The organism is Rheinheimera sp. 4Y26 (assembly GCF_025245835.1).
Taxonomy (GTDB): domain Bacteria; phylum Pseudomonadota; class Gammaproteobacteria; order Enterobacterales; family Alteromonadaceae; genus Pararheinheimera.
Genome location: NZ_JAOBWS010000004.1, coordinates 224,996 through 240,868, shown reverse-complemented (window position 1 = coordinate 240,868; position 15,873 = coordinate 224,996). Strand labels below are relative to the sequence as shown.

Genomic DNA, 15,873 nt, shown 5'->3' with positions numbered 1-15,873 from the left:
CCGGCTTTGTGCTGCAGCTTATTCATCCACAGCTTTTGGTTTGGTCATAGGCGCTGCTGTGACCTGACGTGCTGCGGTGCGTGGTGTGGATACCACTACCGGACGTTCAGCTGCCGGCATGCCGGTTGGCACTTCAGATGCAGGTTCAGCATCGACCACAACTGGTTTAGTCATGGTGGAGGTCACCATATTGCCGTAGCGGTTGCCTTTGGCTGCTGCCGGCGCTGCAACAGGTGCAGGCGTAATAACAGCTTGTGCAACTGCCACAACAGGCTCAGCAGACTCAACAGGGGCTGGTTTAGTCGCCGGGGCTTCAGCTTGTGCAACCGCAGCTGCTGAAGCTGGAGCGGCAACAGGAGCTGGTGCAACTTCAACCGCAGGGACTGCGACCACAACCTCAGCCTGCGCAACCACTTCAGCAGTGGCTGGCTCAGTCGCTACTGCGACGTTAACTGCAGCTGGTTCTGGCGTCGCCTGAGTTTCTGCTGTGACGTCAGCCTGGACAGCGGCTTTGGCACGGCTGCGGCTACGTGGTTTAGCGGCAGCTTCCGGCGCTTGTTCAGCGTCAGTTGCCACTGTCACAGCTTCAAGCTGAGTTTCTGCTACAGGTTCAGCCACAGTCTCCGGCAGAATTGGCAGATCCAGCTGCTGCTCTGTTGACAGCTGAACATCATCGGCCGGATAACGGGCTTCAACAGATTCGTCCGCTTCGCCGTTTTGTTGCTCTTTTTTGCGTTTTTGGCCAGCAGCACGTAAATGACGTGGTGAACGACGTGAACGGCTGCGATTTTCGCTGTTGTCTTTCTCCGCACTTTCGCCTGTCTGGGCTTCAGCTGCTTCTGTCTGAGCGTCAACAGCAATCTCTGCCGCTGCCGATTCTGCTGTGGCAACAGAATCAATGACCACCTCAGTTTCTGGCTCAGGCGTGGTAGCCAAAGTGACGGTTTCTGCCATAACAGCTGCAGCAACATGGGCAACTCCGGCACTTTCAGTATCCGCTACTGGCTGGTTTTGTGGTGCAGCTTCTAAAGCGGTAATTACCTGGTCTGCCGCAACTGCTTTTTCCAGACGTACTGATTTACGCATGTTACGACGCTGACGGCGTTCAGCCACTTTGCTTGAACTTGGTACTTCATCGTCGCTGTCAACGGCAACAACCTTGGCTGGTTTTTCCGCCACTGGTTTTTTGCTTTCGTTGCGATCTAAACGTTCGGTACGCTCAGCACGTTCCGGACGCTCAGCGCGCTCAGTGCGTTCATTACGATCGCCACGGGCAGGGCGCTCAGCGCGTTCGTTGCGTTCGTTACGAGACTGGCGATCCTGCTGCGGACGCGCTGGTTTGCCGTCTTCACGTTGTTGCTGCGGTGCACGTTCTTCCTGACCTTCATTACGACGGTTTTGGTTACGGCCGTTACGACGGTTTTTGTTGTCGCGGTTGTTAACACGGCGTTGTGGCTGCTCAGGTTTCTCTTCAACCTTGGCCGGGGCAGCGCCAAACAGCGATTTAAAGAAACCAGTGACTTTAGCAACCAGTCCAGTTTCGACCGCTGCGGCCACCTGAACCTGTGGTTGTGCTTTTGCAACAGGTGCCGGTGCAGGAGCTGTTTCCTGCAAAGAAATAGCGGCAATGGCCGGTTTTTCTTTCACAGCATCAGACACTGGTTGATACAACGTATTTTGTACTGCCGGTGCTTTGACCATGTTGTAACTGGATTCTTCGATTTCTTCATCAAAGCGAATGCGCGTTACTTCATAGTGGGGTGTTTCCATATGCTCGTTTGGAATGATGTAAACGCGCACGCCTAACCGGCTTTCGATACGGCGGATAGATTCGCGTTTTTCATTCATCAGGTAGGTAGCAACTGATACCGGCACCTGAGCATGGATTTGGCTGGTGTTGTCTTTAATGGCTTCTTCTTCGATTAACCGTAAAATCGATAAAGCTGATGACTCTGTACTGCGGATAGTGCCGCGGCCATGACAACGTGGGCACACATGAGTGGCGGACTCACCTAAAGATGGACGCAGACGCTGACGTGACATTTCCAATAAACCAAAACGGGAAATGCGGCCAATCTGTACCCGGGCGCGGTCTTGTTTCACTGCTTCTTTTAAGCGGTTTTCCACTTCACGCTGATGCCGTACCGGCGTCATATCAATAAAGTCGATGACAATCAAACCACCTAAGTCGCGCAGTCGTAATTGGCGGGCAATTTCATCCGCTGCTTCTAAGTTGGTGTTAAAGGCTGTCTCTTCAATATCGCCGCCCTTGGTGGCTTTTGATGAGTTGATATCAATAGCCGTTAAAGCTTCGGTAGAGTCGATAACGATTGAACCGCCTGATGGTAACCGCACTTCACGGCGGAAGGCCGTTTCAATCTGGGTTTCAATCTGGAAATGCATAAACAGCGGTACTTCACCCTGGTACATTTTGACGCGATGGGCAAAATCCGGGCGGAACTGCTGAATATACAGTTTTGCTTCTTCAAAAATACGGGTGTTGTCGATGAGGATTTCACCCACATCGCGGCGCAGGTAATCACGGATGGCACGGAACACCACGTTGCTTTCCTGGTGAATAAGGAAAGGCGCAGGGCGGTTCTGTGCTTCAGTGGTAATGGCTGACCAGTGTTTCATCAGCGCTTTTAAGTCGTAATCCAGCTCTTCGTATGATTTGCCAACACCAGCGGTGCGCACAATCAAACCCATGCCATCCGGCATTTCCAGCTGACCTAAAGAGTCTTTGAGTTCCTGACGTTCATCACCTTCGATACGGCGTGAAATACCGCCGGCACGTGGGTTGTTTGGCATCAGTACCAGGTAAGAGCCTGCCAGACTGATAAAAGTCGTCAGCGCAGCGCCTTTCTGGCCACGTTCTTCTTTATCAATCTGGATAATCACTTCCTGACCTTCACGCACCACTTCTTTGATATTCGGGCGACCGTCAAAAGAATAACCTTGCGGGAAATATTCACGGGAGATTTCTTTGAGTGGCAGGAAACCATGGCGCTCAGCACCATAATCAACAAAAGCAGCTTCGAGGCTTGGCTCTACGCGGGTGATACGGCCTTTATAAATATTGGCCTTTTTTTGTTCATGGCCCGGGCTTTCAATATCCAGGTCGTATAATTTCTGGCCATCGACCAGTGCTACGCGGATTTCTTCTTCCTGCGTGGCGTTAATGAGCATTCTTTTCATTGTGTCTGACTCGTCCATTCAGCCACAACGACAGCGAACATGCGTTTGCGTGTCAGATGTTGTCAAACATATTCTGGTGCAGTCTCCCGACTGGAATGCTTGAATAATCAATTATTTATCAATTGTTATTGTCAATCTTGTTTATCCGGCCGGATTGAAACCCCCGCCGTATTACAAATTTGCTCTGATCCACATCGCTTTTGAGCGCTGCGTTATAGCGTTTTACTTTTATTTTTTTGCTCATTGACCGGAAGCGGTGTTGTGCTGGTGTTGGTAACAAATTACGCAGCATTACCTCAAGCATCTGGCGTTATTGTCGTTCGGGATAGATAAAGTCGTTGGTTTTCACCACGAATTAGGTATGATCTGTCTCCCGACCGGTGCCTCACATCTTCTCTTACGTCTTGATGAGCGCCCTAATGGCCGTAAGTGGTTCAAACCACTGGCACAATTAGCGGGCTGATTATCCCATCAATCAGTAAATAATAGCAACCGAAAATATTGTTAAAACCCGAAGTAGCAGAGCAGCAAATACGCATGACTGATGAAATAAAAACCCCGATCCAATTTATTGATGTGGATGAAGAATATGCAGGACAGCGCCTGGATAATTTTTTGCTGGCCAGGCTCAAAGGTGTGCCTAAAAGTGTGATCTATCGGGTGGTGCGTAAAGGTGAGGTTCGGGTGAACAAAGGCCGGATCAAACCTGAATACAAATTACAGGCCGGTGACCAGGTGCGGGTGCCGCCTCTGGTGGTGTCGGCTGAAAAAGATCAGGTCTCAACCAAGTTGTCACTGGTAAAGAATCTTGAAAGCCATATTTTGTTTGAAGACAACGATTTAATTGTGATTAACAAACCTACCGGCATGGCAGTTCATGGCGGCAGTGGTTTGCAGTTTGGTGTGATTGAAGCCTTACGTGCTTTGCGTCCAACCGCCAAGTTTTTAGAGCTGGTGCACCGGCTTGACCGCGATACCTCAGGCTGTTTATTAATTGCCAAAAAACGCTCGGTGCTGACGCATTTGCATGAGCAGCTGCGGTTAAAAACTGTCGAGAAAAAATACTGGGCTTTAGTGGCTGGCCAGTGGGATGCCCGCAATAAAAAAGTCACAGAGCCTTTAAAGAAAAATACCCTGCAGTCCGGTGAGCGGGTGGTAAGGGTGGATGAAAAAGACGGTAAGCCCTCAGAAACCCGTTTTAAAATTCTGCAGCGTTATGTGGAAGGCACCCTGGTGGAAGCTTTTCCGGTCACAGGCCGTACGCACCAAATTAGGGTTCACACAGCCTGTGTTGGCCATCCTATAGCCTGTGATGATAAATATGGTGACAACGAATTTACCGCGCAGATGAATGCGCTGGGGTTAAAACGGCTGTATCTGCATGCCAAAACTTTGGCTTTTACCCACCCCAATACCGGGGCGGTGATGAAGTGTGAAGCGCCGCTTGATGCTGAGCTTGAGCGAATTCTGCAGAAACTCACCAAAAAATAACCAGACACAGCATAAAGCCCCTTCATTTGTTCAGATGATTAAAAAGCCGGCCTCGGCCGGCTTTTTATTCGCATAAAAGGTAGTAGCAATAAATGTCGTCACAAAAAGTCGTGATTTTTGATTGGGATGGCACAGTGATGGACTCTATTGGCAAGATTGTCAATTGTGTGCAAGGCGCAGCCAAAGCGCTGAATATTCCGGTGCCAGACCATCATCAGGCCAAACAGATTATTGGTCTGAGCCTGGAAACCGCTTTTGCCACTCTGTTTCCCAATGTTGATAAGCCAACAGTTTTATTGTTATGTGAAGCTTATAAAGATATATATCTGCATCAGGATAAAACAGCGACGCCACTTTTTACCGGTGCTGTCGAGCTTTTTGAAAGGCTCAGGCAACAGGACTATTTATTGGCCGTGGCAACAGGTAAAACCAGAATTGGTCTCAACCGGATGTTGGAAGAAACCAATACCGCACATTTTTTTGCCACCAGTCGCTGTGCTGACGAAGCAAAGTCCAAACCAGATCCACAAATGCTGCAACTTATTCTCGCTGAGCTTGCTTGCCCGGCAGACCAGGCGTTGATGGTGGGGGATACCACTCATGATTTGGCAATGGCGCACGCTATTGATATGCCAAGAGTTGGCATTACTCATGGTGTGCATAGTGCTTTGGATTTTGCGCCATTTGCCCCAAAAGCGGTGATCCACTCGCTGCCGGAGCTGTTGGCGCATTGTGCCTGAGTCTGATGTGGGTTAGGGCTGCAGCAGTAAATCGCGGCCCTGTTGTTTTAACAACTGATGCAGTTTAATCAGTGGTAAACCAATCAGGCTGTTCGGATCATCACCTTCCAGTCTGGAAAACAGCGTAATGCCTAATCCTTCACTTTTAAAACTACCGGCACAGTTCAGCGGTTGTTCGCGTTTGATATAAGTGTGGATGTCATCATCGCTCAGCTCGCGAAAATGCACATAAAAAGGCTCAACACAGTGACTGACGTTACCCGTTGCGGCATTAACTACGGCAAGACCGGTCAAAAAAGTAACTTTATGACCGCTAAAAGCTTTTAACTGCTTATAGGCGTTTTCCACAGTATGAGGTTTGCCAAGAATGGCACCATTAAATAAAGCAACCTGATCTGAACCTATCACCAGACCCGCATTAAGCTTATCTGCAATTGCGCGTGCTTTGGCAATAGCGAGCCGCTCTACCAGCGCCTCTGCTGTTTCGCCGGGCAGGGCTGTTTCGTCTACTTCTGGTTTAGCGGTTTGAAAATTGGGGGTGAGTTTTTCTAATAAGGCTTTACGATAGACTGAAGTTGAGGCGAGCCAAAGGTTTTGTGGCATAAAACAGCTCCGTTTTCTCTCTGAAGCAAATGAATGGCGGCACTATACTTATTTTTTCACCGATTTGCGCGTGAAAAATTGACAAAAGTGTGATCAACCCTTTGACAGTGCAGGCCTTGATCTATATGATGCGCGCCTTATGCAAAAGGTAAAAATCCCAATCACTATAGATCCGTCCCGTACTGCACAAAAAAGGCTGAGTTACGAAGGGATCATTCCGCTGAACACGCTGACGCGTTTTACTGAGTCATTGCTGAGCACGGAAGGTGATGTTGCTGTAATCATCGATTGCGGAACCGACGAACAAGGCTTGGTCTTTATTAAAGGTGAAGCCCAGTGTACTGTCAGTCTGACCTGTGAAAGGTGTGGTGACGAAATGTCGCTGACGATTGACAGCAGTTTTGCATATACCCCTGTAAAAGGGGATGATTCGGCTCACGATGAAATTCCGGAACGCTACGACGTGATCGAAAAAGACGAACACGGCGAAGTTAACTTGAGGCAATTGGTTGAGGACGAATTAATTCTGGCTTTACCGTTGTTCCCGATGCATGATGCTGATCAATGTGATCCAGCGAAGTTGCAAACGAGCTTCGGGCATATAGAGCCGGAACCAGAAAAACCGAACCCATTTGCAATATTGCAAGAATTGAAGAAAAAGTGAATTTAGGAGAATAGCAATGGCTGTACAACAGAACAAAAAATCTCGTGCAAGACGTGATATGCGTCGTTCTCATGATGCGTTGACAGGCCCAACGCTGTCTGTAGACGCAACAACTGGTGAAACGCACCGTCGTCACCACATCACTGCTGACGGTTTCTACAAAGGCCGTAAAGTTAAATAAGTCGCGGTGCACTCGTTGCAACCAGAACGGCTTAAAATAGCTTTAGATATGATGGGGGGCGATCATGGCCCCCTGTCTACTATTCCTGCAGCCATAGCTGCTGTAGAAGAATTTCCCAATCTTGATTTAATTCTTTGTGGTGACGCCACGACGCTTGAGCAGCAATTGCTTGAAGCTGGCATCTCTAACCATCCGCAACTTTCTGTAAAACATGCATCCCAACAGGTGCTAATGACCGATAAACCCTCGGTAGCGCTGCGAAATAAACGCGACTCTTCAATGCGTGTTGCCCTGGATTTAGCAGAAAAACAACAGGTGCATGCCTGTGTCAGTGCCGGTAATACCGGTGCTTTAATTGCGATGGCGCATTTTGTCTTAAAAATGCTGGGTGGCGTAGAACGACCTGCCTTGATTAGTGCTTTACCCACCACAGTTGGCAGCCCGGTCTTTATGCTGGACTTAGGCGCTACGGTGAACTGTGATTCCGACACCTTGTTTCAGTTTGCCGTGATGGGCGCTGTGATGGCCGAAGAAGTTGAAGGTATTCACCGGCCCAAAGTAGCGCTGTTGAATATGGGCGAAGAAGAAATAAAAGGTTCGGATCAAATCAAACGCACTTCTTTATTATTGTCTGAATGCGCTGATATTAACTACATAGGTTATATCGAAGGCAATGATATCTTCTCCGGCAAAGCCGACGTCATTGTCTGTGATGGTTTTGTTGGCAACGTGGCACTAAAAACCTGTGAAGGTGTGGCCAAACTCATTATTAAAAGGTTTGAACAGGCGCTGAAAAACAGTATGTCTGCGCATTTATTCGGCTGGATGATCAAACCTTTGTTAAAAAGTATCGGAACCGGCGTGAACCCCGACCACTATAACGGTGCAAGTCTGATAGGATTGCGCGGAATTGTAGTGAAAAGTCATGGAAATGCGACAAAAGAAGCATTTCTCAGTGCCATCCGGCAGGCGGTGCGCGAGGTTGAACGCCAGGTGCCCGCAAAAATAAAAGACCGGTTGGAACACGTATTAATCGATAAAGCGTAGGTCCTCATGTATTCACGCATTATAGGCACCGGCAGTTATTTCCCGGCGCAAATCCGTACCAATGCCGATTTAGAAAGCATGGTAGAAACCACCGACGAGTGGATTATTGAACGTACCGGCATCCGTGAACGCCGTATTATTGGTGAACACGAAACTGTGGCCACCATGAGTACACAAGCTTCATTAAAAGCCATTGAAGCTGCAGGTATTGATAAAAATTCTATTGATATGATAGTGCTGGCCACCACCAGTGGTTCACGCGCTTTACCCAGTTCAGCCTGTGAAGTACAGCGTGAACTGGATATTCCGAATATTCCCGCCTTTGATATTTCTGCGGCCTGTGCCGGTTTTTGTTATGCCTTAAGTATTGCTGATCAATATATTAAAGGTGGCATGGCAAAGAGGGTGCTGGTGATTGGTGCTGACTGTTTATCGCAGTTAGTCAGTCCGGAAGATCGCTCTATGGTGATTTTATTTGGGGATGCTGCCGGTGCTGTGGTACTGGAAGCCTCCGAAGAGCCGGGCATTTTATCAACTCATATTCACTCTGACGGTAAATATTCAGAGCTTTTATACGTCAACAACCCGCGCCGTGGTGATGAAGCTTCTATCCACAACAGCTGGGGTGTTATGAAAGGCAATGACGTGTTTAAAGTGGCCGTCACTAAATTGTCTGAAGTAGTAGAACAAACGCTGGCTGCCAATAATCTGGATAAATCTCAGATTGACTGGCTGGTGCCGCATCAAGCGAATTTACGCATTATCTCCGCAGTTGCCCGCAAACTGGAGATGTCGATGGACCAGGTGGTAATCAACCTGGACCGTTATGGCAATACCTCAGCGGCAACAGTGCCAACAGCGCTGGATGAAGCAGTCCGCGATGGCCGTATCAAACGTGGACAAACCCTGCTGCTGGAAGCTTTTGGTGGTGGTTTTGCCTGGGCTTCGGCGCTGGTGAAATATTAACAGCGGCATAAAGCCTGAGAAGTACTGCTGCACAACAGTCGTTTGCTGGCCGTTGTTGCGCAGTGCGCTGTGCTATCCAAACAATACAAATACAAAGCGAGCAAAATAATGACCAACAAACTTGCATTGGTATTCCCGGGTCAGGGTTCACAAAGCCTTGGCATGTTAGCTGAACTTTATGCCGAATTTCCTCTGGTTCGTGACACTTTTACCGAAGCTTCCGAAGCTTTGGGCTACGACTTATGGGCGCTGGTCGCCAATGGCCCGGAAGAAGCATTAAATGAAACTTTCCGCACTCAACCTGCACTGCTTACCGCATCGGTGGCGGTATGGCGTTTATGGCAACAGCAGGGCGGTAAGACGCCGGCTTATCTGGCGGGTCACTCTTTAGGTGAATATTCAGCTTTGGTTTGTGCCGGAGTGTTAAGCCTGAAAGATGCGGTAAAGCTGGTAGAAAACCGCGGCCATTATATGCAGACAGCAGTGCCTGCCGGCACTGGCGCTATGCAAGCCATTATTGGTCTGGATGATGCGCTGATTGCCAAAGCCTGTGAAGAAGCAGCGCAGGGCGAAGTAGTGTCACCGGTCAATTTTAATTCACCAGGCCAGGTGGTGATTGCCGGCAATAAAGCCGCTGTTGAACGGGCTGGCGAACTTTGCAAAAGTTATGGTGCAAAAAGAGCATTACCACTGCCGGTCAGCGTGCCGTCACATTGTGCCCTGATGAAGCCGGCCGCGGATAAACTGGCCGCTGACTTAGCAGCGCTGTCATTTCACAGCCCTGTCATCCCGGTGCTGAATAATGTTGATGTTGCCGTTACCAACGACGCAGCAGCAATTAAAGATGCGCTGGTGCGTCAGTTATTCAGCCCGGTACGCTGGACAGAAAGTATCGAATGGCTGGCCGCTCAGGGCGTCACCGAAGTGATTGAACTTGGGGCAGGCAAAGTACTGGCCGGTTTGATTAAACGTATTGATAAAAATCTGCTGACAACTTCGGTGAACGATGTTGCCAGTTTAAAAGCGGCCTTAACTCCGGCTGCAGAATAAGGAATTTTCATAAATGACAGCTTTTATTTCATTAGAAGGCCAGGTCGCGTTGGTGACAGGTGCCAGCCGTGGTATCGGCCGTGCTATTGCTGAGCAGCTTGCTGCACTGGGCGCCAAAGTGATTGGCACCGCCACCACTGAAAAAGGCGCTCAGGCCATTGCCGATTATTTAGGCGCAGGTCAGGGTTTGGTATTGGATGTAGCTAACGCAGAATCTATCGACCAATGCCTCGAAAGCATTAAAACCAACTTTGGTGACATTGATATTCTGGTGAATAACGCCGGTATTACCCGCGACAACCTATTAATGCGGATGAAAGATGAAGAGTGGTTTGACATTATGCAAACCAACTTAACTTCGGTATTTCGCATGAGCAAAGCCGTGCTTCGCAGCATGATGAAAAAACGTCAAGGCCGTATTATCACTATTGGATCTGTAGTAGGATCAATGGGTAACGCCGGTCAGACCAACTACTCAGCTGCTAAAGCCGGTGTACTTGGTTTTACAAAATCTCTTGCGAAAGAAGTGGCGTCTCGTGGTATAACTGTCAACGCTATTGCACCTGGTTTTATCGACACCGATATGACCAAAGATCTGTCAGATGAGCAAAAGCAAGCAATCTTTAGTCAGGTACCGGCGAATCGTCTCGGTCAGCCTGAAGAAATTGCGGCAACGGTCGCGTTTTTGGCATCCCGCCAGGCGGCTTATATCACCGGTGAAACGATTCACGTAAACGGTGGCATGTACATGGTGTAAGCGAATCAGGTTTGACCAGCAGGAAATGAAACGCTCATTGCTTGCATCAGACCGCGCTTGCCACTAAACTAGCCGCCATCCAAAATTGCACGAATTGTTGCGATTTATATGAGAAAAAGGAAGAAAAGATGAGCAACATCGAAGAACGCGTTAAGAAAATTATCATTGAGCAGTTAGGCGTTAAAGAAGAAGACGTAAAACACGAAGCTTCTTTTGTTGATGACCTGGGTGCCGATTCTTTAGACACAGTTGAACTGGTCATGGCGCTGGAAGAAGAATTCGATACAGAAATTCCTGATGAAGAAGCAGAAAAAATCACGACGGTACAATCTGCTATCGACTACATCAAGGCGCACGCTGAATAAGCAAAGCGCGATGCAGACGGGTAGCTAAGCTACCCGTTTTCATTTCTGGCACAGGCAAACCGATGATCTGAAACCGGTTTGTAGCAGTAAAGCAGAGAAAGATAATTTCCTTGCGGAGGACATAGTGACTAAACGTCGAGTCGTTGTAACTGGATTGGGGATGCTGACGCCACTTGGCAATGATGTCGCTTCTACCTGGCAGGGCCTGCAACAAGGCAAAAGTGGCATTGGTTATATTACCCATTTTGATACCGAAGCCTACAGCACCAAGTTTGCTGGTTTAATTAAAGATTTTGATGTCGAGTCGTTTTTCCCGGCCAAAGAGGCGCGGAAAATGGACTTATTTATTCAATATGGCGTGGCAGCGGGCATTCAGGCCTTCCGTGATTCCGGTATTGAAGTAACAGAGCAAAATGCCGGCCGCATCGGCGCCGCTATTGGTTCAGGCATCGGCGGTTTGGGTCTGATTGAAGAAAATCACGAAAAGCTGCTGGCCAGTGGTCCCCGCAAACTGTCTCCGTTTTTTGTGCCTTCAACCATCATCAATATGATTGCCGGTCATCTGTCAATTATGTTGGGTTTGCAAGGACCGAATATCAGTATTGTCACAGCCTGTACTACCGGCGTGCACAATATCGGCCATGCAGCGCGGATGATTGCCTATGGTGATGCCGATGCCATGTTAGCCGGTGGCGCTGAAAAAGCCTCAACCCATTTGGGTATGGGTGGCTTTGGTGCCGCCCGCGCATTGTCTACCCGCAATGACGCTCCACAACAAGCCAGCCGGCCATGGGACAAAGACCGCGACGGTTTTGTGCTGGGTGACGGTGCCGGTGTGGTGATGCTGGAAGAATACGAACACGCTAAAGCCCGTGGCGCAAAAATTTATGCTGAACTGGTTGGTTTTGGCATGAGTGGTGATGCTTATCATATGACATCACCTCCGGAAGATGGTCGGGGTGGTGCTAATGCCATGGCCAACGCGCTGCGTGATGCCGGTGTTTCAGCTGATCAGGTGGCTTATATTAATGCCCACGGCACTTCAACACCTGCCGGCGACATTGCCGAAACTATGGCGATTAAAAAAGTATTTGCCGGCTCGCTCGATAAACTGATGGTGAGCTCCAGTAAGTCGATGATTGGCCATTTATTGGGTGCTGCAGGTTCGGTTGAATCCATTATCACTATTCTGTCATTGCAGGATCAACTGGTGACGCCAACCATCAACCTGGATAACCCGGGTGAGGGTTGCGACCTGGATTATGTACCACACGAAGCACGTCAGGTTTCCATGGAGTATGCACTGTGTAACTCTTTTGGTTTTGGCGGTACTAACGGCTCTATTTTGTTCCGTAAGGTCTGATTTCGCTAAAGTACAGAAAAACTGCAAACTGACCCTTTGCATGTAATTCAGGACCGCCGCTTTGGCGGTCTTGTCATTTTCAGGCCGGAAAATTTCAGGCATACTGCCGTTTTAACCGCTTTTAGGCATCTTGAAGCCATGCGTGTGCAGCAACCCTCTGTTTCTGACCGGAGTTTTCAGTATGGCGACGGCATTTTCAGCACTATCAGAGTGAAAAATGGCGCTTTGCAATTCTGGCCCTTGCACTGGCTCAGATTGCAGCAGTCGATGCAACGCCTCGGCTTTGGTTTGATGCCCGAAGCAGAGGTAAAAGCACAGGCACAGGCGCAGATCAGCGCGCCAGAGCAGGTGGTGAAAGTGTTGGTCAGCCGTGGCCATGGTGGTCGTGGTTACAGCACCAAAACACTGGCCGCACCTGATATTTATTGTACGGCCAGCCCTTTACCAGACTACGGTGTGCAACAACAACAGGGCATCATTGTGGCCAATGCCAGTTTGCGATTAGGTATTCAGCCGCTGCTGGCCGGTATTAAACATACCAGCAGGCTTGAGACTGTGCTGCATAAAAACGAAGTAGAACAAAGCGGCTATGACGAGTTGCTGGCATTTGACAGTGAAGGTTTTGCCATTGAATTTAGTGCCGCCAATATGTTTTTTTATCAAAACGACCAATGGTTTACGCCTGAACTTAGTCAAGCCGGTGTTGCCGGCGTCATGCGGGCATTTTTAATGAAACAACTGGCAGTGACAGAGGGTCGTTTTATGGCCCGGGATATTGCTGATTGTGAGGCTATGTTTGCCTGTAACGCCCTGATGGGGGTGGTACCGGTTCATCATTATTTACAGCGGCCACTGTCGCTTGCGCCGGTGCGGCCGGTGCAGCAGTTGCTGGCTAATTATTCTGAAGAAGGTTGTTAACGCAGGATGTTTAAAAAAATTGTGGTACTGCTGCTATTAGGCGCTGTAGTTGCTTTTGGCCTGCGTAATCAGGTGCAGCAGTTTAGTCAGACCAGGCTGGCGCTCGCGGGTCCTTATTTTGAAGTGAAAGCCGGAAGTTCTTTGTCGGCGTTATGCCAAAGTTGGCAGCAGCAGGGTTTATTAAGCCGTTTTCAGTGTACTCAGCTGAGAATGCTCAGTGTATTTCATTCAGAGCTGCGTGATATTAAAGCCGGCGTCTACCGGGTTGACCCAGATTTGCTGTTGTCACAACTGGCTTTGTTTCGAAGTGGCAAAGTGGCGCAGTTTAGTTTTATGTTGCGCGAGGGCGAAACTTTACAACAAAGTTTGCAGGCGTTAAGTCAGGCAGAATTTATACAAAACGATATTCAGTCAGTGGCTGAGCTGCAGGCGCTGGTGCGCTGGCCAGCGGAATGGGGCCCGGCACCTTCGGACGCGGAAGCTTTATTTTTCCCTGAAACTTATTATTACCATGCCCACAGCAAAGCATCATCGATTTATCAGCGCGCACATCAGGCGTTATTAGCTCAGCTGGAAAAAGCCTGGGTGCAGCGTGACCCGTCATTACCGCTGAAAACGCCTTATGAGCTGTTAACCCTGGCGTCTATTATTGAAAAAGAAACCGGAGTTTTGGCAGAAAAACCATTAATTGCTTCGGTTTTTGTGAACAGGCTCAGGCTTAACATGAAGTTGCAGACGGATCCAACCGTTATTTATGGCTTAAAGGAGCGTTATCAGGGTGACATCACCAGAGCGCATTTAAAAGATCCACATCCTTATAACACTTATGTCCATTTTGGCTTGCCACCTGGCCCTATAGCGCTGGTCAGCGCAACTTCGTTGCAGGCAGCTGCCAAACCAGAAGTCAGCAAGATGTTGTACTTTGTGGCAAAAGGTGATGGTTCACATCAGTTTTCAGCCAGTCTTGATGCCCATAACAAGGCGGTTCAGCAGTATATTTTCGGGAAAAAATGATGAGCAGAGGCCAGTTTGTTGTGATTGAAGGTCTGGAAGGCGCTGGCAAAACCACAGCAGTCAATACGGTGTATCAGTGGCTAACCGCACAAGGGCATAAAGTGGTACAAACCCGTGAGCCCGGCGGCACACCGCTTGCCGAGCAGATCAGAACTTTGGTCAAATCGGTGCAGCAGGAACCCATGGCGCCGGAAACCGAATTGCTGCTGATGTACGCCGCCAGAGTGCAGTTACTCAGTCAGGTCATCAAGCCAGCACTGGCGCGCGGCGACTGGGTACTGGGGGACAGACATGATTTATCTTCCCGTGCTTATCAGGGCGGCGGACGTCAGCTGGATGAACAGTTAATCAATCAAATCCGTACTGCGGTGCTGGGTAACACCAGGCCTGATTTTACCCTTTATCTGGATATTGACCCGGCACTTGGTCTTGCAAGAGCCAAAGCACGGGGTGAACTTGACCGGATTGAGCTTGAGCAACTGGCTTTTTTTCAGCGCACCAGAGCCAAATATCTGCAAATAGCCGGCACTGAAGCCAATATTTGTGTGATTGATGCCAGTCAACCACTGGAGCAGGTACAACAAGCCATCCGTCAGGCACTCACGGAGCATTTTGCGTGAACCGGCAGCTTCCGCCCTGGCTTGAAACAACACAGTTACAGCTGGGCACATTGGCTTTAGCAGGGCAATTACATCATGCGCTGTTGCTGACCGGAGCTGCTGGTGTCGGAAAACATCTGCTGGCTTCACATCTGGCGCAGCAGCTGCTTTGCAATCAGCCATTGGCTGCAGGAGGTTGTGGCCAATGTAAAAGCTGTTTGCTGGTGAAAGCCGGGCATCATCCGGATTTACTGCAGTTACAAAGTGAAACCAGTCTGGGTGTAGATGCGGTGCGCGAACTCAGCCATTTTATGCAGGGTTCGCCGCAACAAGGTGGAGCACGGGTTGTATTATTGCCACAGGCACACAAAATGACCGAAGCAGCGGCCAATGCATTATTAAAAACGTTGGAAGAGCCGGGCGCCAATAGTTTTTTATTATTACAAACGGCTTATGAGCAGCAGTTATTGCCCACTATTTTAAGTCGCTGTCAAAAATGGCTGATAGCGCCAGTGGCGGCGCCGGTTGCCATGCAATGGCTTTCGGCGCAAACTAACTTAGCTGTTCCTGATTTTTTACTGAGTTTTTGTGAAGGAGCACCGCTAAAAGCGCTTGAATTGTTAGAGTCGGGTAGCGCAGCAGAAATTTCCGCCTTGCTCCAACAGCTTAGCGCTTATCTTCGTGCTGAACAGCCATTGCCGGAGCTCGTTAAAAGGCTGGAACAGTTTGGCGATACCGCGGCGTTATTCAGCTACTTTGTGCGCCAGCAGCTGTTATCCGCGCCACAACTGGCAAAACCGCAGGCACTGTTTGAACGCCTGGCACAATGGTGCCGTGACGAACAGCAAATTTTGGGGCAGAATAAGAACTTAGCACTCACTGCCTTGTTATTGGACTTGCCCGTATTACTGCGCTGA

Annotated in this window: 16 protein-coding genes; 14 read left to right on the top strand and 2 right to left on the bottom strand. The window is 49.1% G+C overall.

Translation table 11 applies throughout. The features are described from left to right. Positions 1-18: 18 nt before the first annotated feature. Positions 19-3,198: a ribonuclease E gene (gene rne, locus N3Z11_RS07810; RefSeq protein WP_260656600.1), complete on the bottom strand. Its 3,180-nt coding sequence runs from the start codon at positions 3,196-3,198 to the stop codon at positions 19-21. A gap of 537 nt (positions 3,199-3,735) precedes the next feature. On the opposite strand from rne, the gene rluC reads away from it, so the two are divergent. Then, positions 3,736-4,689, top strand: a complete 954-nt coding sequence (rluC, locus tag N3Z11_RS07805) for a 23S rRNA pseudouridine(955/2504/2580) synthase RluC (protein WP_260656599.1) — start codon at positions 3,736-3,738, stop codon at positions 4,687-4,689. Between the two features lie 92 nt (positions 4,690-4,781). Beyond that, entirely contained in the window at positions 4,782-5,429 is a 648-nt protein-coding gene (locus tag N3Z11_RS07800; protein WP_260656598.1) for an HAD-IA family hydrolase, read from the top strand. Positions 5,430-5,441: 12 nt separating this feature from the next. On the opposite strand, the gene N3Z11_RS07795 is transcribed toward N3Z11_RS07800, so the two are convergent. After that, positions 5,442-6,032: a Maf family protein gene (locus N3Z11_RS07795; RefSeq protein ID WP_260656597.1), complete on the bottom strand. Its 591-nt coding sequence runs from the start codon at positions 6,030-6,032 to the stop codon at positions 5,442-5,444. Positions 6,033-6,171: 139 nt separating this feature from the next. Between N3Z11_RS07795 and yceD the strand changes: the two genes are divergently transcribed. From yceD to holB, 12 genes are all read left to right on the top strand, one after another. Continuing rightward, a complete protein-coding gene (gene yceD / locus N3Z11_RS07790) occupies positions 6,172-6,696 on the top strand; it encodes a 23S rRNA accumulation protein YceD (protein WP_260656596.1) in 525 nt (174 codons plus the stop codon). A gap of 16 nt (positions 6,697-6,712) precedes the next feature. Beyond that, on the top strand, positions 6,713-6,877 hold the full coding sequence (gene rpmF, locus N3Z11_RS07785) for a 50S ribosomal protein L32 (RefSeq protein WP_031564938.1): 165 nt from the start codon (positions 6,713-6,715) through the stop codon (positions 6,875-6,877). 6 nt (positions 6,878-6,883) lie between these two features. Next, positions 6,884-7,924: a phosphate acyltransferase PlsX gene (gene plsX, locus N3Z11_RS07780; protein WP_260656595.1), complete on the top strand. Its 1,041-nt coding sequence runs from the start codon at positions 6,884-6,886 to the stop codon at positions 7,922-7,924. A gap of 6 nt (positions 7,925-7,930) precedes the next feature. Continuing rightward, positions 7,931-8,890 carry a beta-ketoacyl-ACP synthase III gene (locus N3Z11_RS07775; protein ID WP_260656594.1) on the top strand — a complete coding sequence of 320 codons (960 nt, stop codon included), beginning with the start codon at positions 7,931-7,933 and terminating at the stop codon, positions 8,888-8,890. 108 nt (positions 8,891-8,998) lie between these two features. Beyond that, positions 8,999-9,940 carry an ACP S-malonyltransferase gene (gene fabD / locus N3Z11_RS07770; protein WP_260656593.1) on the top strand — a complete coding sequence of 314 codons (942 nt, stop codon included), beginning with the start codon at positions 8,999-9,001 and terminating at the stop codon, positions 9,938-9,940. A gap of 25 nt (positions 9,941-9,965) precedes the next feature. Beyond that, positions 9,966-10,697: a 3-oxoacyl-ACP reductase FabG gene (gene fabG / locus N3Z11_RS07765; RefSeq protein WP_409566859.1), complete on the top strand. Its 732-nt coding sequence runs from the start codon at positions 9,966-9,968 to the stop codon at positions 10,695-10,697. A 128-nt stretch (positions 10,698-10,825) separates the two neighbouring features. Further along, the gene (gene acpP, locus N3Z11_RS07760) at positions 10,826-11,062 is read left to right on the top strand and encodes an acyl carrier protein (protein ID WP_031564929.1); all 237 of its coding nucleotides are present in this window, start codon (positions 10,826-10,828) and stop codon (positions 11,060-11,062) included. Between the two features lie 124 nt (positions 11,063-11,186). Then, entirely contained in the window at positions 11,187-12,425 is a 1,239-nt protein-coding gene (gene fabF / locus N3Z11_RS07755) for a beta-ketoacyl-ACP synthase II (protein ID WP_260656591.1), read from the top strand. Positions 12,426-12,563: 138 nt separating this feature from the next. Then, entirely contained in the window at positions 12,564-13,343 is a 780-nt protein-coding gene (gene pabC / locus N3Z11_RS07750) for an aminodeoxychorismate lyase (RefSeq protein WP_260656590.1), read from the top strand. Between the two features lie 6 nt (positions 13,344-13,349). Further along, positions 13,350-14,357: an endolytic transglycosylase MltG gene (gene mltG, locus N3Z11_RS07745; RefSeq protein WP_260656589.1), complete on the top strand. Its 1,008-nt coding sequence runs from the start codon at positions 13,350-13,352 to the stop codon at positions 14,355-14,357. Then, a complete protein-coding gene (gene tmk, locus N3Z11_RS07740; protein WP_409566857.1) occupies positions 14,354-14,977 on the top strand; it encodes a dTMP kinase in 624 nt (207 codons plus the stop codon). The genes mltG and tmk overlap by 4 nt, the downstream gene beginning before the upstream one ends. Continuing rightward, positions 14,974-15,873, top strand: a complete 900-nt coding sequence (gene holB / locus N3Z11_RS07735; RefSeq protein ID WP_260656587.1) for a DNA polymerase III subunit delta' — start codon at positions 14,974-14,976, stop codon at positions 15,871-15,873. Before tmk ends, holB begins: the two co-directional genes overlap by 4 nt.

Bases quoted from the DNA above. Each gene is read 5' to 3' on its own strand.
- rne (WP_260656600.1), bottom strand. From the start codon at position 3,198: ATGAAAAGAATGCTCATTAACGCCACGCAGGAAGAAGAAATCCGCGTA.
- rluC (WP_260656599.1), top strand. From the start codon at position 3,736: ATGACTGATGAAATAAAAACCCCGATCCAATTTATTGATGTGGATGAA.
- N3Z11_RS07800 (WP_260656598.1), top strand. From the start codon at position 4,782: ATGTCGTCACAAAAAGTCGTGATTTTTGATTGGGATGGCACAGTGATG.
- N3Z11_RS07795 (WP_260656597.1), bottom strand. From the start codon at position 6,032: ATGCCACAAAACCTTTGGCTCGCCTCAACTTCAGTCTATCGTAAAGCC.
- yceD (WP_260656596.1), top strand. From the start codon at position 6,172: ATGCAAAAGGTAAAAATCCCAATCACTATAGATCCGTCCCGTACTGCA.
- rpmF (WP_031564938.1), top strand. From the start codon at position 6,713: ATGGCTGTACAACAGAACAAAAAATCTCGTGCAAGACGTGATATGCGT.
- N3Z11_RS07775 (WP_260656594.1), top strand. From the start codon at position 7,931: ATGTATTCACGCATTATAGGCACCGGCAGTTATTTCCCGGCGCAAATC.
- fabD (WP_260656593.1), top strand. From the start codon at position 8,999: ATGACCAACAAACTTGCATTGGTATTCCCGGGTCAGGGTTCACAAAGC.
- acpP (WP_031564929.1), top strand. From the start codon at position 10,826: ATGAGCAACATCGAAGAACGCGTTAAGAAAATTATCATTGAGCAGTTA.
- pabC (WP_260656590.1), top strand. From the start codon at position 12,564: ATGCGTGTGCAGCAACCCTCTGTTTCTGACCGGAGTTTTCAGTATGGC.
- mltG (WP_260656589.1), top strand. From the start codon at position 13,350: ATGTTTAAAAAAATTGTGGTACTGCTGCTATTAGGCGCTGTAGTTGCT.
- tmk (WP_409566857.1), top strand. From the start codon at position 14,354: ATGATGAGCAGAGGCCAGTTTGTTGTGATTGAAGGTCTGGAAGGCGCT.